The 19,727-nt window shown below is 74.6% G+C and carries 19 protein-coding genes and 2 pseudogenes; 11 read left to right on the top strand and 10 right to left on the bottom strand.

Features of this window, described 5'->3' with window-relative positions; translation table 11 throughout:
• Positions 1-475: 475 nt before the first annotated feature.
• The 3 genes from WMF24_RS45145 to WMF24_RS45135 all read right to left on the bottom strand — a co-directional run bounded on the left by WMF24_RS45145 (position 476) and on the right by WMF24_RS45135 (position 2,959).
• The gene (locus WMF24_RS45145) at positions 476-1,714 is read right to left on the bottom strand and encodes an RNA polymerase sigma factor (RefSeq protein WP_437733670.1); all 1,239 of its coding nucleotides are present in this window, start codon (positions 1,712-1,714) and stop codon (positions 476-478) included.
• A complete protein-coding gene (locus tag WMF24_RS45140) occupies positions 1,714-2,070 on the bottom strand; it encodes a YciI family protein (protein WP_437733669.1) in 357 nt (118 codons plus the stop codon). Before WMF24_RS45140 ends, WMF24_RS45145 begins: the two co-directional genes overlap by 1 nt.
• A 184-nt stretch (positions 2,071-2,254) precedes the next feature.
• Positions 2,255-2,959 carry a histidine phosphatase family protein gene (locus WMF24_RS45135; RefSeq protein WP_437733668.1) on the bottom strand — a complete coding sequence of 235 codons (705 nt, stop codon included), beginning with the start codon at positions 2,957-2,959 and terminating at the stop codon, positions 2,255-2,257.
• Between the two features lie 223 nt (positions 2,960-3,182).
• On the opposite strand from WMF24_RS45135, the pseudogene WMF24_RS45130 reads away from it, so the two are divergent.
• Positions 3,183-3,305, top strand: a pseudogene (locus tag WMF24_RS45130) (GrpB family protein); the annotation flags it as partial.
• A gap of 130 nt (positions 3,306-3,435) precedes the next feature.
• Here WMF24_RS45130 and WMF24_RS45125 read toward each other — a convergent pair.
• On the bottom strand, positions 3,436-3,612 hold the full coding sequence (locus WMF24_RS45125) for a hypothetical protein (protein ID WP_437733667.1): 177 nt from the start codon (positions 3,610-3,612) through the stop codon (positions 3,436-3,438).
• Positions 3,613-3,707: 95 nt separating this feature from the next.
• Between WMF24_RS45125 and WMF24_RS45120 the strand changes: the two genes are divergently transcribed.
• The gene (locus WMF24_RS45120) at positions 3,708-4,076 is read left to right on the top strand and encodes a hypothetical protein (RefSeq protein ID WP_437733666.1); all 369 of its coding nucleotides are present in this window, start codon (positions 3,708-3,710) and stop codon (positions 4,074-4,076) included.
• On the opposite strand, the gene WMF24_RS45115 is transcribed toward WMF24_RS45120, so the two are convergent.
• On the bottom strand, positions 4,063-5,217 hold the full coding sequence (locus WMF24_RS45115; RefSeq protein ID WP_437733665.1) for a 2-isopropylmalate synthase: 1,155 nt from the start codon (positions 5,215-5,217) through the stop codon (positions 4,063-4,065). The genes WMF24_RS45120 and WMF24_RS45115 overlap by 14 nt on opposite strands.
• 396 nt (positions 5,218-5,613) lie before the next feature.
• Between WMF24_RS45115 and WMF24_RS45110 the strand changes: the two genes are divergently transcribed.
• The 3 genes from WMF24_RS45110 to cysW are packed head-to-tail and all read left to right on the top strand — an operon-like array spanning position 5,614 to position 8,549.
• Entirely contained in the window at positions 5,614-6,684 is a 1,071-nt protein-coding gene (locus WMF24_RS45110; protein WP_437733664.1) for a sulfate ABC transporter substrate-binding protein, read from the top strand.
• Positions 6,684-7,604 (top strand): ABC transporter permease, encoded by a 921-nt coding sequence (locus WMF24_RS45105; protein WP_437733663.1) that lies wholly within the window; start codon positions 6,684-6,686, stop codon positions 7,602-7,604. The genes WMF24_RS45110 and WMF24_RS45105 overlap by 1 nt, the downstream gene beginning before the upstream one ends.
• A gap of 42 nt (positions 7,605-7,646) precedes the next feature.
• Positions 7,647-8,549: a sulfate ABC transporter permease subunit CysW gene (gene cysW / locus WMF24_RS45100; RefSeq protein ID WP_437733662.1), complete on the top strand. Its 903-nt coding sequence runs from the start codon at positions 7,647-7,649 to the stop codon at positions 8,547-8,549.
• Positions 8,550-8,756: 207 nt separating this feature from the next.
• Here the strand turns inward: cysW and WMF24_RS45095 are convergent.
• Positions 8,757-9,065: pseudogene (locus WMF24_RS45095) on the bottom strand (DUF2169 domain-containing protein); the annotation flags it as partial.
• A 276-nt stretch (positions 9,066-9,341) separates the two neighbouring features.
• Between WMF24_RS45095 and WMF24_RS45090 the strand changes: the two are divergent.
• Both WMF24_RS45090 and WMF24_RS45085 read left to right on the top strand, forming a co-directional pair.
• Positions 9,342-10,070: a metallophosphoesterase family protein gene (locus WMF24_RS45090; RefSeq protein ID WP_437733661.1), complete on the top strand. Its 729-nt coding sequence runs from the start codon at positions 9,342-9,344 to the stop codon at positions 10,068-10,070.
• 607 nt (positions 10,071-10,677) lie between these two features.
• Positions 10,678-11,139, top strand: coding sequence for a hypothetical protein (locus WMF24_RS45085; protein ID WP_437733660.1), 462 nt, complete (start codon positions 10,678-10,680; stop codon positions 11,137-11,139).
• A gap of 398 nt (positions 11,140-11,537) precedes the next feature.
• On the opposite strand, the gene WMF24_RS45080 is transcribed toward WMF24_RS45085, so the two are convergent.
• The 3 genes from WMF24_RS45080 to WMF24_RS45070 all read right to left on the bottom strand — a co-directional run bounded on the left by WMF24_RS45080 (position 11,538) and on the right by WMF24_RS45070 (position 16,111).
• A complete protein-coding gene (locus WMF24_RS45080) occupies positions 11,538-12,698 on the bottom strand; it encodes a hypothetical protein (protein ID WP_437733659.1) in 1,161 nt (386 codons plus the stop codon).
• A complete protein-coding gene (locus WMF24_RS45075) occupies positions 12,698-14,326 on the bottom strand; it encodes a M16 family metallopeptidase (RefSeq protein ID WP_437733658.1) in 1,629 nt (542 codons plus the stop codon). The genes WMF24_RS45080 and WMF24_RS45075 overlap by 1 nt, the downstream gene beginning before the upstream one ends.
• A 72-nt stretch (positions 14,327-14,398) precedes the next feature.
• On the bottom strand, positions 14,399-16,111 hold the full coding sequence (locus tag WMF24_RS45070; RefSeq protein ID WP_437733657.1) for a M16 family metallopeptidase: 1,713 nt from the start codon (positions 16,109-16,111) through the stop codon (positions 14,399-14,401).
• 215 nt (positions 16,112-16,326) lie between these two features.
• Here WMF24_RS45070 and WMF24_RS45065 point away from each other — a divergent pair, with 215 nt between their 5' ends.
• From WMF24_RS45065 to WMF24_RS45055, 3 genes are all read left to right on the top strand, one after another.
• Positions 16,327-16,527, top strand: a complete 201-nt coding sequence (locus WMF24_RS45065) for a DUF350 domain-containing protein (RefSeq protein WP_437733656.1) — start codon at positions 16,327-16,329, stop codon at positions 16,525-16,527.
• Between the two features lie 15 nt (positions 16,528-16,542).
• Positions 16,543-17,874, top strand: a complete 1,332-nt coding sequence (locus WMF24_RS45060; RefSeq protein ID WP_437733655.1) for a hypothetical protein — start codon at positions 16,543-16,545, stop codon at positions 17,872-17,874.
• Between the two features lie 232 nt (positions 17,875-18,106).
• Positions 18,107-18,517, top strand: a complete 411-nt coding sequence (locus WMF24_RS45055; protein WP_437733654.1) for a response regulator — start codon at positions 18,107-18,109, stop codon at positions 18,515-18,517.
• A gap of 150 nt (positions 18,518-18,667) precedes the next feature.
• Here WMF24_RS45055 and WMF24_RS45050 read toward each other — a convergent pair whose 3' ends face one another.
• Complete coding sequence (locus WMF24_RS45050; RefSeq protein ID WP_437733653.1) at positions 18,668-18,910, bottom strand: hypothetical protein; 243 nt, start codon at positions 18,908-18,910, stop codon at positions 18,668-18,670.
• 64 nt (positions 18,911-18,974) lie between these two features.
• Here WMF24_RS45050 and WMF24_RS45045 point away from each other — a divergent pair, with 64 nt between their 5' ends.
• Positions 18,975-19,682, top strand: coding sequence for a hypothetical protein (locus tag WMF24_RS45045; protein ID WP_437733652.1), 708 nt, complete (start codon positions 18,975-18,977; stop codon positions 19,680-19,682).
• Positions 19,683-19,727: the final 45 nt, after the last annotated feature.

Below are 19,727 nucleotides of genomic sequence, written 5' to 3'. Positions count from 1 at the left end.
GCCAGGGCAGGGTTGCCCAACCCCACGGCAGAAGACCCAGCTCGACGTCGAAAGGGCGGAGGAAGCCAGACGTCCCGGAGACGTCAAGCCCCGGCGGCGGGACCTTCCCTGGGTTGACAGAACACTCTTCGTCGAGAGCTCACCCGCCACGAAGGATATCGTTGAGCCAACTTCATCGCGCTCCCTGGGGTCACGCGCAGCACGAAGCCCGGTCCAGCCGAGCCCGACGTGGAGCGACGCGAGGATCGCCGAAGCAAATCACCGAAGCAAAAGGATGCCCCTTCAGGAGACTGTGAACGTTCACACGGTGGGTGTCAACTCCAATCGGCCGGCCTGCGGCTGTCCTCGATCCCGGGTAAGGACGAGGCGGACAGGTCTCCTCCGGAGCGCCGCGTCGAGCGAGGGCTCGCCCGGAGCGCCGCGTTCAGGCGGCGGGCGCAGGATCGCGATCTTCGCCGGCCGGCCCGCGCGCGCGTCAGTCGTCCTGGAGCGACGCCAGCCGCCCCCGGAGGTACTCCTTCACCGCCTCGTCGGTGGTGAGGCCGATGGCGATGCTCAGCGCCTCGGCGGCCAGCGCCGTGTCGCCGGCGCGGGCGAGGAGGTGGCCCTTCGCGGCCCAGTAGGGCTGGTAGGAGAGCATGCGTTTGTCGGCCTCGAGCGGCGTCAGATCGGCGAGCGCCGCGCGCGGGCCGTCGACCTCGGCGCGCGCGACGGCTCGGTTGAGGAGGACGACCGGCGAGCCCGTGCGCGCGAGCAGCTGGTCGTAGAGCGCGACGATCGCCGGCCAGCTGGAGACGCCGGTCAGGCGGCGGGCGACGTGCGCGGACTGGATCGCCGCCTCGATCTGGTAACGACCGCTCGGGCCCGCCGCGTTCGCGTGACGCAGGAGGCTCTCGGCGGGCGCGATCAGGGAGCCATCCCAGAGGCTCGTGTCCTGTCGCTCGAGCGGCACGTAGGCGCGGGCCGCGTCGCGCCGGGCCGCGCGGCGGGCGGTCGTGTAGAGCATCAGCGCCAGCATGCCCTTGGCTTCGGGCTCGTCGGGGAGCAGCGAGACGACGAGCCGGCCCAGCCAGATCGCCTCGTCGGCGAGCTCGGGGATGGCGTCATCGCCCATCTCGCTCCAGCCCTTCGTGTAGGCGGCATAGATGGCGTCGAGCACGGCGGCGAGGCGCTCGGGCAGCTCCTCCGGGTCGGGCACGCGAAAGGGAATGCCCGCGTCGCGGATGCGGGTCTTGGCCCGGACCAGCCGCTGTCCCATCGTCCCGGCCGGGACCAGGAAGGCGGCGGCGATGTCCTCGGCGGTCAGGCCGAGGAGGGTCTGGAGGATCAGCGGCGTGCGCATGCCGTGCTCGATCGCCGGGTGCGCGCAGGCGAACATCAGGGCGAGCCGGCGGTCGGGGACCGCGTCCCGCGCGCCTGCCATCGCTTCGAGCTCGTCGCCGATCCGCTGCAGATGCTCGTCCCCGGCCCTGCGGGTCTGCCATCGGCGGGCGGCGTCGGTCTGCCGCCGGCGCGCCGCGGTCAGCAGCCAGGCATCCGGATTGTCCGGCACGCCGTCCACCGGCCACATGCGCAGGGCCGCCGCGAAGGCCTCGCCGAGGGCGTCCTCGGCGCCCGCCACATCGCGCGTGCGGGCGGCGAGGAAGGCGAGGAGGCGGCCGTAACTCTCGCGCGCAGCGCGCTCGGCGGCCCGGCCGGCCTCGCCCGCGACCATCAGCCCTTCCAGCCCGCCTGGGCGTCGATGATCGGTCGGATCTCGATCGAGCCGTACTTGCTCGAGGGGCAGCGCTTGGCCCAGACGATCGCCTCGTCGAGGCTCGGAGCTTCCACGATGAAGTAGCCGGCGAACTGCTCCTTCGTGTCGGCATAAGGGCCGTCGAGCACCTCGGTCTTGTCGTCGTGCCGGCGCACGGTGGTCGCCGCGGAGCTCGGCTGCAGCCGCTCGCCTGCGGCGCACCCTTCGGCCTTGGCGAGCGCCTCCTTGAAGGCGCCGTACTCGGCCCAGAGCTCCTTCTGCGGGGCAGCGGCAAGGGCGGCTTCGTCGTGGTGGATCAGCATCATGAATCGCATGGCCTTCGCTCCTCGACGGGACTTCATGTCCCGATGCCCCCATGACGGGCGAGCCTCGACGATTTCTACCGGCCCCCGAAAAAAAGATCGCCCGCCGCACCTGGGCCGCGCGGGACGCCAGCGCCGGGCGAGATCGAGCGCCGACGGAAGTCCGATGCCGCTGTTGGCTGCCCGCCTGCGGGCCCTACGGACGACCGGGCGCCTTGCCGCCGGCCGGCGCGTCCCACCACTTCGAGAGCCGGTTCGACGGGAGGCCCGGGATCTCGGCCGCCGTCGTCGCGTAGTGCGATGTGTCGTTGAACAAGGTGAGGCGCGGCCGCGTGGGGTCCTTGAAATCGAGGATGTTCAGCGCCGCGGGGCTCTGGTCGAGGCGGTCGCGGTACGTGCGCGGATCGAAGCCGAGCAGGGCGCTGATGAGCAGCCGGATCGTGGCCTTGTGCGAGACGACGAGCACGTGGGCGCCCGCGTGCGCCGCGACGATCTCGAGCAGCGCCGGCAGGGCGCGCGCCGTCACGCAGAGGCCGGTCTCTCCCCCCGCGGGCGCGAACGTGTACGGGTCGTGCTCCCACTTGCCGTACTCGTCGGGATACTGCGCCTCGACCTCGGCGCGCGTGAGCTGCTCCCACCTGCCGTGCGAGATCTCCCGGAACGCGTCGCGGCGGTGCACCTCGCGCCCGTGAGGCTCCGCGACGATCCGCGCGGTCTCGACGGTGCGGCTCATAGGGCTCGCGTACACGGCCGCGATGGGCTGGGTCGCGAGCCGCGCGGCGAGCTTGCCGGCCTGCTCGCGCCCCTCGTCGGACAGGGCCACGTCGGTCTCGCCGGCGAACCGATCCTCCGCCGTGAGCACCGTGGCCCCGTGGCGCACAAGGAACACGCGCGTCGTCATCGCACCTTCCCCGGGAGCCGCCGCCCGGAGGCGCTGCCCCTGCCCGATACGGTCGGCCTGCTCATCGACGGCATCGTTGCCGCCGGGGGAGCATCTCGTCAAGCCGCGGAATGCCGCGCTCTACAATACGGCCGCCGCGGCCGGGCCGGCGCCCGGCGCGCGGGTGGGACGATCCGCCGGAGGGAGATGAGCCCTCGCTCAGGAGAGGTCTGCCGCTCTTCGGGAGGTACAGCACGTCGGCAGCACCTCCGTGCCGGGGATGGCGGTCAATCCGATCATCGATGTTCTCCTTGCACCGGTACGATGGCTGCTGGACGCGGATGACGGGAGAGGCGGTCCGACGTGAATCCGACGTGAGCTGCACAGACTCGGACCGACCGAGGGCGCCTGACAGCCAAACCTGCGTCCGAGCTCGAGGGTTGATCGACCCCGGGGCCCGCCAACCTCGGGAGGCCATCCGGCAGGCCGAGCTCGCCTCACACCCCGCGCGGGAAATCGCCCTGCGGCGGGATGCGCGGGTCCTGCGTGGGATCCGGCGACGGCGGCTCCGGCTGCTCCGGGCCCGGATCCCCCGGGTTCGGCGGCAGCGGGACCTCCTCCTCACCACCCCCCGGGACGTCCGTCTTCGCGAGCTCATGCGTGCGGCTGTTCATGGCGACCTCTCTCCGTTCTTTCTGCTGGTCTCTGTCGGTTTCTTTCTTCGCTCGCAGCTGCAATTTTCAAGCCACACCGCACTCCCACCCCCCGCTTGACGCCCCGCCCCGGCATCCGTGATCTCCGACCGGCGCCCGTGCTCTCGATCCGCCGCGACCCGTTCCCGCTGGAGGCCGCCCGCGACCTGCTCGGCATCGTGCGCGCGCTGTACGCCGCGGCGCGCGCGCGGGGGGCCAGCGTGGCAGATCTCCACGCCATCGCGGCGGTGGGCGACGATCTGCGGCAGGCGATCGCCCTCGCGGAGGCCCACCCGCCCGGCACGCTCGGGTTCTCGTCGGCGTGGGCCCGGGCCGAGCGCGCGGCGGGGCGCGTCGGGGAGCTCGCGGACGCGCTCGCGCCCGCCGCGCCGATCGTCCGCGCCGCCCTGGCCCGGGTCGGCGGCGGCAACGTCAGGTCCGGCTGAGCGCCCCTGCGCCCGGCGCGAGCTCCCCGACACCCGGCGCGAGCTCCCCGACACCCGGCGCGAGCGCCCCGGCGCCCAGCGCGAGCGCCCCGGCGATCGGGTGGTCCTTCGGGATCGGCCAGGAGAGCGCGCGCGAGGCGACCTCGCAGTAGGCCGCGAGGCGCTCGCGCGGCACCGCGGCCCGGGAGCCGAGGCGGCCGAGGTTGTCGACGAGCAGCTCCAGGCAGCTGTTGCCCACCCGCTCGCCGACGCCGAGCGCCGTGGCGTGGACCCGCTCGACGCCGCTGGCGACCGCCCAGAGCGCGGCCGAGAGGCCGAGGCCGCGGTCGTTGTGGCCGTGCCAGTCGAGCTCCAGCCGCGGCGCGCCGAGCGCGGCGAGCTCGCGCCGGGCGAACGCGATGAGCGACGCGACGCCCGGCGGGGTGACGTGGCCCGTCGTGTCGCAGAGGCAGATGCGCGCGGCGCCGGCGTCCACGGCGGCGCGGAAGAGCGTGCGGAGCATGTCGGGCGGCGCGCGGGTCGCGTCCTCGGCGACGAGGCAGAACGGGAGGCCCGCTGCGGCCGCGGCGCGCGCGGCCTCGTCGACGCTGCGGACAAGGAAATCAGGGCCCCACCCCTCGACGAAATGACGGATCGGCGAGCTGCCGATGAAGGTGTAAACGACGACCGGCGCGCCCGCGCGCTCGGCCACGCGCGCGACCTCCTCGACGTCGGCGGCGATCGTGCGCGCGGCGGCGGTCAGGGCGAGCGGGAGCCGCGAGGCGGCGATCTCCCGGGCGAGGAGGCACGCGTCCTCGAACTGGCGCGGGCCGGACGCCGGCAGGCCGAGGTTCACGGCGTCGACGCCGACGGCCGCCATCGCGTGGACGAGCTCGATCTTCTGCGCGAACGGCGGGTTCACCGTGGAGACGCCCTGGATGCCGTCGCGGAGCGTCTCGTCGAGCACCTCGACAGGCCGCGCCGCCCGGCGGAACGGCAGCCACGCCTCGTCCTCGGCGCGAACGGCAGCCCAGCCCTCGGCGAGCAGGCGGCCGACGAGCGGCGGGCGCCCCGCGGGCGCGGGCGCCGGCGCGGCGGCGGCGCGGTTCCAGTCGAAGGGGGCCGCGGTGCTTCGATCCCGGCCGTCGCTCATGCGCTGCATGTCTCGGAGGTGCTCTCGGCGCGGCGCACGGCCGGCGCGCCGCGTCGAACCGGCGCAGCGCAGAGGGTACTGCATGTCGGCGCCCGGAGCAGGTCCCGATCGACCCGGACCGGCGCCGCGAAGGCCTGCGCACCCGACGCGGCGCCGGCCGATGGGTCCGGCGCCGCACAGACCTCCACGCAGGACCGACCCGGCATCGAACGACACGTCCGGCGCCGCACAGGCCTGCGGGCCTGGCGCCGCGCCGCCGCCCCGCTCCAGCGGTTCGAGCGCGACCTCGCCCCGACGACACGGGCCTGAACCGGCGGTAGAGTGGCCGCCATTGACCCGTCGAGCGGCCCCCCTATCCACCCTCCAGCCGTCGAGTGACCGCCCTCTCCACGCCGGGATGAGACCATGAAGACAATGCCGCTCCGCCCCTCGTTCGCGCTGGCGCTCGGCGCCCTGCTCCTGGCCGTCCTCGGGTGCGAGGAGAAGAAGCCGACCGCCGCGCCCGGGGCGAGCCCGCAAGGTCAGGTCGCGAAGCTGTCGGTCGCCTCGTACGACCCCACCCGCGAGCTCTACCAGGAGCTGAACCCGGCGTTCGAGCGGTGGTACAAGCAGACGACCGGCAAGGACGTCGACGTGGAGACCGACCACGGGCCGTCGGGCAAGCAGGCGCGCGACATCGCGGCCGGCAAGGAGACCGACGTCGCCGCCCTCTCCGTCGACTTCGACGTCGACACGATCGCCAAGGCGGGCCTGCTGCCGGCGAGCTGGCGCGAGCGCCTGCCGAACGGCTCGGTGCCGTACACGTCGGCCGTCATCTTCCTCGTCCGCAAGGGCAACCCGAAGCAGGTGAAGGGCTGGGAGGACCTCGCGCGGCCCGACGTCGTGTCGCTGTGCCCGGATCCGAAGACAGGCGGCGGGGCGCGCTGGATCTACCTCTCGACGTGGGCGCACGCGGCGCGAAAGGCGAAGGCCGAGGGGCGGACGGACGCGGAGGCCGAGGCCGCGGCGCGCGAGTTCACCGCGAAGGTGTATGACGACGCCCTCCTCGACCCGGCCATGCGCGGCTCGTCGACCCGCTTCATCGTGCAGCGCACGGGAGACGTGCTCTTCGGCTGGGAGAACGAGATCCTCCAGATCGCGGCCGACCCGGCGACCGCCGACCAGTTCGAGGTCGTCGTGCCGTCGGACTCGATCACCATCGAGGTCCCCCTCGCGGTCGTCGACAAGGTCGCCGAGCGGCACGGGGTCAAGGAGATCGCCGAGGCGTACGTGAAATTCCATTTCTCCGACGCGGGCCAGGAGCTCATCGCGAAGCGCTTCAACCGGCCGTACAACGAGGCGATCGCGAAGAAGCACGCCGACAGGCTCAGGCCGCTGACGCTGTTCCGGTTCAAGGACCATTTCACCGACTGGCCGACGGTGATGAGCGCGCACTTCGGCCAGGGGGCCGAGCTCGACAAGATGCGGAAGAAGTGATGTCGCGCCGCGCGCGCGTGCTCCCCGGGTTCTCGCTCTCGCTGGGCGTCGCGGTGCTCTACCTGAGCCTCGTCGTGCTGTTGCCGCTCTCCGCGCTGTTCCTGAGGACGGCGGAGCTCGGCTGGGGCCGCTTCACCCAGGTGATCACGAGCGGCTGGGTCGCCGGGGCCGTCCGGTTCACCCTTGGCGCCTCGCTCGCCGCCGCGCTCCTCAACGTGGTCGTCGGCCTGCTCATCGCGTGGGTGCTCGGCCGGTACACCTTCCCCTTCTCCCGCGTCATCGACGCGGTGATCGACCTGCCCTTCGCGCTGCCAACGGCCGTGGCGGGCATCGCGCTCTCCACGCTGTACGCCGAGACAGGGCTGCTCGGCGGGGCGCTGTCCAGCGTGGGCTTCCGGTACCCGTGGCCCGCGTGGCGCGGGTTCGCGGAGGGCGGGTGGCGCGGGTGGCCCATTGAATGGACGGTGTACGACAGGATCTCGCTGGCGCCGCTCGGCGTCGTGATCGCGATGGCCTTCGTCGGGCTGCCGTTCGTCGTGCGCACGGTGCAGCCGGTGATCGAGGACATGAACCGCGACGTCGAGGAGGCGGCGGCGACGCTGGGGGCCAGCCGATTCCAGATCTTCCGCGCCGTCGTGCTGCCCGAGCTGGCGCCGGCGCTGCTCACGGGGTTCGCGCTGGCGCTCGCGCGCGGCCTCGGCGAGTACGGGTCGGTGATCTTCATCTCGGGCAATCGCCCGGACACCGAGATCGCGTCCCAGGTGATCATCAAGATGATCGAGGTGAACGAGACGGGCACCTACGCCGACGCCACCGCGGTCGCGGTCCTGCTCCTCGGGGCGTCGTTCGTGATCCTGCTGGCGATCAACCTGCTCCAGCGCGCGGCCGCGCGCGCCCACGCGGGCAGGGCGGCCGGGTGATCGGCCGATGATCGCCCGCGGACCGAGGACCTGAGGCGCGAGATGCTCGACGCGCGCCCCACCGCAGACAGGGCGGACACGGCCGGGGGACGGGGCGTCCGGCGGCTGCTGATCGGCCTGTGCGCGCTGCTCGTCGGCGTGTTCCTCGTGCTCCCGCTCGGGGTGGTGTTCTGGCACGCCTTCAGCGAGGGGCTGCGCGCCTACGGACAGGCGGTCTTCGACCGCGCGACCTTCCGCGCCGTCGAGCTGACGCTGCTCACGACGGCCGTCGCGGTGCCGCTCAACACGCTGTTCGGCGTGGCGGCGGCGTGGGCGATCACGAAGTTCGAATTCCGGGGCAAGAGCGTCCTTGTCACGCTGATCGATCTGCCGTTCTCGATCTCGCCCGTCGTCGCCGGCCTGTGCTTCGTGCTGCTCTTCGGGGCGAACGGGTTCCTCGGCGCGTTCGTGAACAGGACGTATGAAGTGAGCCTGGGGTTCACGAGCTTCGAGGTGTCCACGAAGGTCATCTTCGCCCTGCCGGGCATCGTGCTCGCCACGGTGTTCATCACCTTTCCGTTCGTCGCGCGCGAGCTCATCCCGCTGATGCAGGCCCAGGGGACCGAGGACGAGCAGGTCGCGCGCGTCCTCGGCGCGAGCGGGTGGCAGATCTTCTGGCGCGTGACGCTGCCCAACATCCGCTGGGGGCTGCTCTACGGGGTGATCCTGTGCACCGCCCGGGCGATGGGGGAGTTCGGCGCTGTGTACGTGGTGTCGGCGGGCTCGTCCGATCAGGTGACGCTGCCGCTCCACGTGGAGCGCGTCTATTACGCCAACATGGTGCGGGTCGTGCCCGCGTTCGCCGTCGCGAGCCTGCTCGCCGGCGTGTCGGTGATCACGCTCGCCGTGAAGGCGGCCGTGGAGTGGCGGTTCAAGGGAGAGCTGAAGAGGAAGGACGGGGGGTAGAGGCCACCTGCCGGGCGCCGGCCCCGCGCGGTCCGCCATGCATTGCGCAGCACTGCCGACCGCCAGGGCCGTCGGCTTCGAGGGCACCGAGGCGCTGTGCCGCCCGTTCGAGTTCGACGTCCTGTTCACCGTGCCGGCGGGCGCGACGTCGCCGAAGACGTGGATCGTCTTGTCGAGGAGCGGCGCGTCGCGGAAGACCGCGAGCCGCGCCGCGAGCGCCGTCACCGGGGCGGCGCCCGGCGCGCAGGCGTGCCCGGTGAGCACGACGCCGGCGCCGGGGAGGTACGGCGCGGTGTCGCACGCGGAGCGCAGGCTGCGCGAAGGGTCGTCGTCGTGGTGGCGGCGCTCGCGCTCGATGGGCTCGGGGGCGCGCAGCGCCGCGTCGCCGTCGGCGCCGAACGCGAACGTCGCCTGCACGAGGACGGTCACGCGCAGCACACCGCCCGCGCGCCACAGCACCGTGCCGCACCACACGGGATTCAGGGCGACCACGTCGAGCGGCCAGCGCGAGAGCATCCGCCGATCCTACTGGCGCGCGTCCGCGAGAGGGGAGAGGGCAGGAAGACGTCGCGGAAGCGGCGCCCTCGCCCGCCGCGCCCTCACCTGCCGCGCCCGCGCCCGCCATGCCTCGCCCGCCGTGCCCACGTGGCCCCACAGGCCTCGTCGGGGCGGGCGTGAAGGGCTGGAGGCGCCGCCGGACATGGTCTATCGTCCTGAGTCCGCCGCTCGGCCGCCGTGAGGCCGGAGGCCGCTCCCCCCGTCCCGATGGCCGCCCACGAGGAGGTCTCTCCCATGCGGATCGCGTTGATCTCGGACATCCACGGCAACGAAGTGGCGCTCAGGGCCGTGATGGCCAGCATCCAGGCGGCCGGCGTCGATCAGGTGATCTGCCTCGGGGACGTCGCGACGCTGGGCCCGCGGCCCGTGGCCATCCTGGACATGCTGCGGGAGCTCGGGTGTCCGTGCATCCTCGGGAACCACGATGAGTTCATGCTGGATCCCGGGCTGATCCGCACCTACACCGAGGCGAAGATCGTTGTCGACGCGGTGGAATGGTGCCGCGACCAGCTGTCGGAGGACGACCTCGGCTTCCTGCGCACATTCCAGGCGCGCCTGGAGATCCCGCTCGACGCCCGCGCGACGCTCCTCCTGTTCCACGGCTCGCCGCGCTCTCACATGGAAGATCTCCTCGCGGAGACGCCGCCCGAGGAGCTCGACCGCCGCCTCGCGGGCCACGCAGCGACGGTGATGGCAGGAGGTCACACCCACGTTCAGATGCTGCGCCAGCACCGCGGCACGCTCCTCGTGAACCCGGGCAGCGTCGGGCTGCCCTTCAAGGAGTACGCGAACGGCGGGCCGCCGACGCTGATGCACCACGCCGAGTACGCGATCGTGGAGGCGCGCGGCGGCGCGGTCAACGTCAGCCTGCACCGGGTGCCGGTCGACAGGGACGCGCTCCGCGCGGCCGTGACGGGATGGGACAACCCGATGCGCGGCGCGCTCCTGCAGCAGTACGCCTGAGGGGCGCGGCCGGAGAACGCGCGCGGCCAGAGGCGCCGAGGGGGACGGCCGGCGCCCGGTCGAGGAGCGTCACGATACACAGCTTGTCGGCGACGCGTCGTTTGGCCGGCTCCGCTGGCCGAAGCGCCCCGGGATGAAGGGCTATCTCCATCTGCGGCTCGGCTCGAAAGACCGCCTCCTCGGCGGATGATGCCTCGAGCGCTCCTCGTCCTCGATGGCCTCGAGGCGCTCGCGCAGCACCCGCACAGGCTCGTGGAGATGACCTGGATCCGCGAGGCGCCCGCGCCTCCCGTGCCCCGTGGGCCGTTCACGACCTCGGGGCATCCGGCGCAGGCCGATCGGCCGAGCTCTGCGGCGATCGGCGCGGGCGCGCCCCGGACACTCGCGCCGCCCACGCGGCAAGGAACGCAGAAGGTGGCCTTCCGGACGGTCGAGCCGCAGGCGGCGACGGCGGCGCGACCCCACGCGCGCCGCCCGCGCCGCAGCGCGCGCGCCGCCCCGTACACCCGGCGCGGCCGGCGACGCCGGCGTGCGACGGGGCGCGGGCGATCTGGTAGCCTCGCCGGCGCGAGCCGCCCGGTGCGCGCCGAGGAGCGATGGAGTCCCGATGACGAAATACGAACAGATCAAGCTGTCCTACGAGGCGTCCAAGGCGGCGATCGGCCAGGTCGCCGAGGAGCTCCTGTACTGGATATACGAGCTCCGCGACCACATGGGCTGGCCGCGGGACAGGTGGGCGCTCAACCGGGTGAACGGCGACCCCCACGCCAACGGGCTATTGCAACGGTTCGTCGTCGAGAATCAACCCGGCGTCGGTGACGTCCTGAAATGCCAGCTATCGCTCACCATCGAGGACGAGCTGCCGTTCACCGTCGACTTCTTCGCGGTCGGCAGGACCGACAGGGGCCTGCTCGTCGTGCTCGTCGGCGAGGAGCAGATCACCGTCAGCAAGGCCTCGTCCGACCTCTTCTTCGAGAAGGCCATCGAGCACATCCGCCAGCAGGCGCGGCGCGTCGGCAAGGCGCGCCGCACGGGCGCCGCCCCGGGCCCGGCGTATCGCCCCGCGTGACGGCCAGCAGCACGGCCGACGAGGCGATCAGGCGAGCGCTGCGGTAGCGTGCGCCCGACAGGCCATCGCGACAGGCGCCCGCCAGGCCTCCGCCACAGGCGCCCGACCAGCCACAGCGATACGCGCGACCAGCCACAGCGACAGGCACTCGGCCAGGCTGGAGCGCCGCCAGCTTGCACGAACGAAATCCGCTCACGTCTCGAATGAAAGCCCGGCGCCCCGCGCCGCATGCGCAACTCCACGGATCTTCATCAGGAAGGGCCTGGCCCGGCTCCTGCTACTACCGACGGCAGAGCGCCTGAGGGACGGTTCCCCCCCCACCGTCGGACGGGCGCTCTTTTTTCTTTTTGTCCGCGCGCATCGCAGCGCGGGCGCCGCGAGGACGCGCCCCGCGACGGTCACGGCGAGACGCAGGGCACGCGCGGCACGGCGTCCGGCGAGAGCAGCGACGGCAGCCACCGCCGCAGCACCAGGGGGACCATGGCGTCGTGCGGCATGGGCTCGGTCGGCTGGAGGTGCTCGAGCTCGCGGAGGACGCCGGGCACGGCGGGGCGCGCGTCGACCCCGCGCTGGAACGCGCGGCGGAAGTCGGCGAACGGCCGCCGGGGCCACGAGAGCGTCTGCCACGAAACGACAACGTGCGTTGTCGGCGGCGACTGCGCGAGGGGAGCCGCGATGTCGGCGTCCATGCACGTGTCGATCACGAGCGCCGCGTGCACCGGGGTCGACGCGCGCAGGGCGGTGGCGATACCGCCCGCCGGGTTGCAGCCGCCGCCGGAGTGGCCGGCGACGATCACGCGCGCGCGGTCGAGGGTCGCGACGCCGCGCAGCCGCGCGGCGGTGGCGTCGAGGAACGCGTCCAGGTCGAAGGCCGGCCAGCTCGTCCGCGCGACGGCGACCGCCGCCGGGAGCACGGCGCTCGGCGCCGCGACAAGGATCGGCGGGATCTGCCCCGCCTCCATGAGCTGCGCCGCGATCCGGCGGACGTCGCCCTCCTGGCCGCCGCCCATCCAGCGGTACTTGATCTTCGCGGCGTTCGTCCCGTGCAGGAACACGAGGATCGGCAGCGGCCGGCCGGGCTCCTCGGCCGCGAGGCGGTGCACGAACGCGCGCCCCAGCCAGCGCTGCTCCGGCGGCACCGCGGGCGCGGCGGTGTCGCCCGGCGCGGCGCCTTGCTCCACGCCGCGCGCCGGCGCAGGCGGGCGCTCGTAGTCGTACGTCGCGCCGTCGAGCGGCCCCGCGGGCAGCCTCGGCGCGGCCGGCGCGGCGGACGCCGGCGCGGGTTTCAGTGTGGCCGGCGCCGCGGATACCGGCGCGGGAGCCGGCGCCGCGGACGCCGGCGCGGGAGCCGGCGCCGCGGACGCCGGCGCGGGAGCCGGCGCCGCGGACGCCGGCGCGGGCCTCGGCTGCGCGCCGGCGGGTCCCGGGAAGGACGCGGCCGCGAGCCCCGCCGCGAGCGCGACGGCGCTCGCCGGCGCCCACGAGACGCGCGCCCCGGCGCGGAGGCCCGCCCACGAGGCGCGCGCACGCGCCGCACGCGCGCGGAGGCCGCCCGCCATCACGGCCGCTCCTGCGCCTGCCCCGGATCGCCCGCGCCGGGCGCCGCGCCCGCGTCGCGCTGGATCGTGCGCTTCCGCTCGAAATCCCGGGTCGGATCGACGACCTTCACGTCGCCGAAGCGGCTCAGCATCGGGCCGACCACCTGGGCGTCGCCCGCCACGACGATCACGGCGCGCGACGGCCGCACGTGGTCCGCCGCGACCTTGCCCGCGAGGGCCGGCGTCATGTCGCGCAGCTCCTTGCGGAGGCCGTCGTGGTGGTCGTCCGGCAGATCGAGCACCTGCATGCCGGCGATCTCGTCCGCGAGCCCCGCGGCCGTGCCGGCGCCGAGGCCGACGCCCGCCGAGATCCGGCGCGCCGCGGCCTCGGTCTCCTCCTGCGACGGCGTCAGGGTCGCGAGCTGCTCCATTTGCTCGAGCATCGCCTGCGCGGCGGCGCCCGTGCGCGCCGCCGGCACGACGGCGTGGACGACGAGCGGGACCGGGCCGTGCGCGACGTCCAGGGTCGCCGCGGACGCCTCGCGCGCCGCCCCGCGCGGCGCGAGCAGCTGCTGCGGCAGGCGCCCGGAAGGGCCGCCCAGCACCTGGCCCGCCACCGCGAGCGCCGGCCACTCGGCGGCGCTGCGCTCCGGGCCGAGCACGCCGAGGAAGACCTCGCTCTCCGCGCTCTTCGGGCGGTCGACGATCGTGAGCTTCAGCGCCCCGCGCACATCCGGATCCGTGAACGAGAGCGACGGCGGCTCGGCGGCGCGGCGATCCGGGAACGCCTTCTCCACCGCGGCGCGCGCGGCCTCGGGCGTCGTGTCGCCCGCGACGACGACGACGGTGTTCTTCGGGACGTACCACGCCCCGTGGAACGCGCGGCAGTCGGCGGCGGTGATCTTCGGCAGCTCCGCCGCCGTCGCCCCGAACGAGCCGTACGGGTGCAGCTCGGTCGGGAGCACGTAGAGGTCGCGGAAGAGGACCATCAGCGCCCCCCAGCGGGCGTCGTTCCGGGCGCGCTCCCGCGCCGCCTCGACGGCGCGCGCCTTCACCTTGGCGAGCTCCGCGGCGTCGAGGCGCGGCCGCTGCACGACGAGCCCGAGCAGCTCGATCGCCTCGGCGAGGCGCTCCGGGGTCGTGCGCAGGCCGATCACCGTCGCGTCGAGGCCGGTGTCCACCCACAGCGAGGCGCCGAGCGACTCGACGCGCGCGAGCACCTCGCGGCCGGGGAGGCCGCCGGCGCCGCCGTGCACGAGGAGCTGGCCCGTGAGCGCGGCGAGGCCCGTGCGATCGCCGTCGGCCGAGGAGCCGCCGCGGATCACCACCCGGACCTCCACGAGCGGCAGCGCGCGGTTCACCGCCGTGGCGACCCTGAGGCCGGTCGGGAGCTCGGCCCACGCGATCTCGGGCATGCGCGCGGGGCGCGCGGGGCCGGACGGCGGGGGCTGCTCCCGGGACGGCGCCTCGGGCGCGGGCGCCTCGGGCGCGCCCTTCGCCGGCGCGGCCGCCTGCGCGGGCGTCCGCGCCGGCGGCGCGGCGGGAGCGCAGCCGCACACGGCCGCGGCGAGCGCCGCCGCGGTGAGGGAGAGCCAGGGGCGCGCCGTCCGTCGGGCGCGCCGTTCGCGTCGCTTGCTTCGCTCGGTCATCGGGTCGTCTCTCGTGTCGCTTTCCTCGCCGCGCTCGTCGCCGCGTTCCTCGTCGCGTCCCACGTCACGCCTTCACTTCTTCCTGGGCTTCGCCGGCTTCGTCGGCTGCTTCTTCGGCGCAGGCCGCGCCGCCGCGCCGCGCGACTTCGCCCCGCCCTTGCCCGGCGCCGCCTTCGCCGCGCCCTTGCCCGGCGCCGCCTTCGCCGCGCCCTTGCCCGGCGCCGCCTGCACGCCGGCCCGCGGCGCGCCGGCCCGCGCGGCCGCGCGCGGCGGCGGGGACGCGCCCGGGGTCGCGGGCGGGTAGGTCTCCACGATCGTCCGGCGCATCGGCCCGAGGTGCTCGCGCGCGACGCGCTGCACGTCCTCCCGGGTCACGGCGAAGCGGCGGGCGAGCTCCCCGTTCAGGTGGGCGGCGTCGCCGAAGAGCAGCTCGTGCTCGCCGAGCGCGCGCGCCCGCGCCGCCGGGTCCGCGAGGCCCGCCACGAACGCCGACTGGAGCAGCCGGCGCGCCCTCGTCAGCTCGGCCGGAGACGGCCCCGCGGTCGCGAGCGACCGGATCTCGCCCTCGATCAGCTTCTCGACGTCGCCGACGCGGGCGCCCTCGGCGAGCCGCACGTCGATGGAGAACAGATCCGGCCCGCGGTGCTCGCCGGTCGCGACCCGCACCGACCGCGCGACCGCCTTGTCCGCGACGAGGAGCGCCCCGAGGCGCGAGCTCTCGCCGCGGCCGAGCAGCGCGGCGACGACCGACAGCGCGTCGTGATCCGGGTGCGAGCGCGGCGGGACGGCCCAGCCGTAGAGGATGGCCGGGGCGTGGGCCGCGCTGTCCCGCACGACGCCGGTGCGCTGGCTCGTCTGCTCGGGGAACGGCACGTCCTTGAAGGGCGCGGCGGCGACGGCGGGGATGCCGTCGAAGTACCTGCGCACGAGCTCCATCGCCTCGCCGGGGTCGAAGCCGCCGGCGATGGAGAGCACCGCCCGGTTCGGGCCGTAGTGGGCCGCGTGGAAGTCGCGGGCCCAGGAGAGCTCCGCGCCGGCGAGGTCGTCCGCGTCGCCGACCGCCGGGTGCTCGTGGGGCCAGTACCCCTGGAAGACGAGCGCCTGGAGCCGGATCGGCCCCTGGCCGTAGGCGGCGCCGAGCAGCGCGCCGCGGCGCTCCTGCGCCTCCCGGCGCTGCGCCTCGAACGCCTGCGCGCTCAGCTCGAGCGACTTCATGCGGTCGGCCTCGAGCCACAGCGCGAGCGCGAGCTCGTTCGCGGGCAGCGCGTCCACGTACGTGGTGCGGTCGATCCCCGCCTCGGCCGAGGCCTCGCCGCCGCGCTCGGCGACGACGCGCTGGTGCTCGCCCGCGGGCACGTTGCGGCTGCCGCGGGCCATCATGCCCATCACGAGGCGCGCGACGCCGCTCCGGCCGCTCGGATCGTCGCGCGAGCCCGCGTCGTACGTCACGGCCACCGCGACGGTGGGCGAGCTCCTGTCGGGGCTCATCACGACGCGCAGCCCGTTCTCGAGCGTGGCCCGCTCGATGGGCAGCGCGAGCGCGATCGGCGCCTCCGCCGGCGCCGCCGCGCGCCGCGCCGCGGCCGCGGTGCCCGGCGCGGCGCGCCTCGCCGCGGCGGCGGCCGGCGCGGAGGTGGCCCGCTGGGCGCGCGGGGGGGCCGGCCGCGGGCGCGCCGCGGTCGTCGTGCGCGGCGCCGCGGCGGCGGGGCACGGCGCGCCTGCGCTGAGCAGGCCGAGCGACGCGATCCCGGCCGCGACGGCGCGGCGGAGCAAGGTTCGGCTCACGGTCGTCGACACCGGGAGGCGATAGCACGCCCGCCGGCCGGGCGCGCCCACGGGGACGGAGCGACGCGGCCCGCGGCATCACGACGCGTCACGCGGCTTCACGCTGCCGGCCGACTCGCGTAGGCTCACGCCCCCAGCCACGAGAGGCCGCGAGCGCGCGCGGAGCGTGGCCCCGAGCGCAGAGAGAACCGCCGATGCCCGACGTCCAGAACCTGATGAAAGCCGTTGTCGGAACGCTCGTCTTCGTGGCCCTCGGGCTCATCGTCTTCCTGCTGGCGTTCGTGCTCATCACCAAGCTCACCCCCTTCTCCATCCGCAAGGAGATCGAGGAGGACCAGAACACCGCGCTGGCGATCGTGATCGGCGCGGTGATCCTCGGCCTCGCCTGGATCATCTCCGCGGCCATCCACGGCTGACGCGCGGGTCTCGGCGTGGCCACGGCCGGGCCCGACCTCCTCGGCGCGCTGCCGGCCGGGCAGAGCGGCGCGGCCCGCGGCGCCTTCCTGTGGGGCCGCGGCGTCGATCTCGCGGTCTTCGGCGGCTCCGCGGCGGTCGCGCTCGCCCTCGCGGCGCTCTCGGCGGGCGGCGCGCTCCCGGCGTGGGGCTTCCTGCTCTTCGTCGTCGGCGTCGACGTGGCCCACGTGCACACGACGCTCTTCCGCACGTACCTCGATCCCGAGGAGCTCCGGCGCCACCCCGCGCTCTACGCCGCCGTGCCGCTCGCCTGCTACGCCGCCGGCGTCGCGCTGCACCTCGCCTCCGAGCTGACGTTCTGGCGCGCGCTCGCCTACGTCGCCGTCATCCACTTCGTCCGCCAGCAGGTCGGGTGGGTCGCGATCTACCGCGCGCTCGCGGGCGAGCGCTCGCGCGTCGATCGCGTCCTCGACGACGCGCTCCTCTACGCGGCGACGGGCTGGCCGCTCCTCCACTGGCACGCGCACCCGCCGCGCGCGTTCGAGTGGTTCGTCGACGGCGACTTCGTGAGCGCCCCCTGGCTCGCGGCCGCGGTGGGCCCGCTCGGCGCCGTGTACGCCGCGCTCGCCGCCGCCTACGTCGCGCGGGCGGTCCACCGGGCGCGCGTCGCCCGCGCGCCGCTCAACCTCGGCAAGCACGTGGTCGTGGGGACGACCGCGGCCACCTGGTACGTCGGCATCGTCGCGACCGACAGCGACTTCCAGTTCACGGTCACCAACGTGATCGTCCACGGGGTGCCGTACATGGCGCTCGTGTTCGCGTACGCGCGGGAGCGGGCGGTCGAGGCGCCGCGGTCGCTGCTGGCGCGGGTCGTCGCCGGCGGGCTCCTCGCCTTCCTCGGGGTCGCGCTCGCGCTCGCCTTCGTCGAGGAGATGCTCTGGGACCGCCTCGTCTGGCACGACCGGCCGGAGCTCTTCGGCGGCGCCGTGGACGAGCCGCTGCTCGGGCCCCGCGCGCGGGCGCTGCTCGTGCCGCTCCTCGCGCTGCCGCAGGCGACACACTACATGCTCGACGCGGTGGTGTGGCGCCGCCGCCATACCCGCCCCGCCCAGGCGCGCGCGCTCGGGTTCCGGTCCGGGGACGGCGGGCCCGGCGGGGGCCACGGCAGCAGCGCCGGCGGCGGGAGCGACGCCGGCGGCGTGGGCGTCTCCGGCAGCGGGAGCGACGCCGGTGGGCGCGACGCCGCTCGGAGCGACGCCGGCGGCGTGGGCGTCTCCGGCAGCGGGAGCGGCGCCGGCGGCGTGGGCGCGGCGCGCGCCGCGCCGGGCCCGGCGAGCCGAGACGCTTGACCCGCGGCGCAACTCCCGTAACGCTCGGCGCTTCGCATGGCTTCGCTCGCGGCGCCCGTGCTCCCGCCACGCCCCTCGCCCCACTGTTCGGCGCGGAGCGGCGGCGCCCCCCCGCGCAGCCCGGACCATGGATCCGGACAAGTTCCGGAGAGGCTCGAGGCGTGCAATGCGTACAGGGCGTTCGCCTGCTATCGCTTCTGCATGCTTGCGCTGTCTGGAAGAGGTGACAGTTATGAGTGAACCACGGCCAACCGACGGGCCCAACGCGCCACGCCTGACGCCGATCCCCCCGAATCCGCGCGCCCCCGTCCTCCTGGTCGACGACGACGCCGAGCTCCGCGAGATGCTCCGCGAGATGCTCGAAGCAGCGGGCTACGATGTCTACTGCGCCAGCAACGGCAAGGAGGCCCTCGATCTGCTTCACCAGGCGGACCCGCCGCCTGGGCTCATCCTGCTCGATCTGATGATGCCGATCATGACCGGCGAGGAGATGCTCGCCGCGCTCAAGCAGGTGCACGCGCTCGCCGCGATCCCGGTGACCATCGTCTCCGGGCACGACGCCCCGCCCGAGGGCGCTGCCTACCTGAAGAAGCCCGTCGATTTCGGGGCGCTGCTCGGCGTGGTCCAGAAGACCTGCGGCTAGCTCCGCCGCCCTGATCGAAGGTTCGATCAGGGCTGCTCTCCCGCGACATCCACGTCGACCTCGACAGCGCCACGGTCAGGCGTGTCCCCGACCGGTGGGGGGGTTCGTGACCGCGCTCGCCCGGGCTCGTCCGTCGCCGGCCCGGACGGCTCAGGCCGCCCGCGACACCCCGTCGCGCGCCGCGGGATCGGCGCTGGCCCCGTCGCCGCGAAGCTGGGCCGGCGACGGCGAGCCGGGCGTCATCGCCGCGAACGCCAGGAGCCCGACGACCGTCAGCAGGAGCGCGAGCGCGAACGCGGCGGCGAGGAACAGGATGCCGAGCGAGGCGCGGTCCGCCCCACCTCCGCCCGCGCCCTGCTCCGGGTCTTCGTCGCGTCGCTCCGGCTCTTCCACGCCTCGCCCTCCGCTCGGTGTCTGTGCTTACCGCCTCGCGCCAGATCGCGCAACGGACGCGGCGATGACCTCCGGTGAGCGGCTGCGTTCGCTGCGTTTCATCGAGCGGGGCGGCGTCCCGAGCGGACTCGCCTGTCCGGACATTGTCTGTCCGGTGGGGCCATCGCCGTCCGCCTCCGGCGGCGATAGGTTCGCTTCCTCGGAGGGCGCGCGCATGGCAGAGAGCCACACCAGCGACGATGTGGAGAAGAGCGGACAGGCGAGCTCCGACCGTCTGTGGGTTCTTGTCAACGCGAATCCCCCCGAGTCGACCAGAGGACGCGTGAGCGGCCGGCGCCCGCGGGAGACCGTCGTGGTGCGCGACGGCGACAACCTCCTCGTCAGCGTGGATGTGGGCAGAAGCTCGGCGCTGTCCGTGCCCTTCAAGATGGTAGAGCCCGGCTGCTCGGAGGCGACGCTCATCGTGCGGCTCGCCGCCGCCTCGGCGCCGTGCGCCGGCTGCGTCGACGAGAGCCTCGCCAGGGCGGCGCGGGAGCTCGGCGGCCTCGACGCGGAGAGCGTGTTCCGCGCGGTCCGCGCCGCGATCGCCGGCTGCGCGGCGCGCGCGCACGGCGAGCGGCCGTGCGGCGCGGCCGACGCGGGCGGGCCCCTCGAGGGCGCCGGGCCGCCGTCGTCCGGCGCATTCCGCCTGGCGCCCGCCAACGCGCCCCACGTGCCCGCCGGGAGCGCGCTGCCGGCAGATACGGATATCGATGTGATCCTGATCCTCTGAGTCGGGTACATCGCTCGTCCCCTGTCGCGCAGGTCCCCGCCCCCG

The organism is Sorangium sp. So ce1335, assembly GCF_051521615.1.
GTDB lineage: Bacteria > Myxococcota_A > Polyangia > Polyangiales > Polyangiaceae > Sorangium.
The sequence above is the reverse complement of the archived record's forward strand: the minus strand, read 5'-3'. Positions and strand labels throughout refer to the sequence as shown.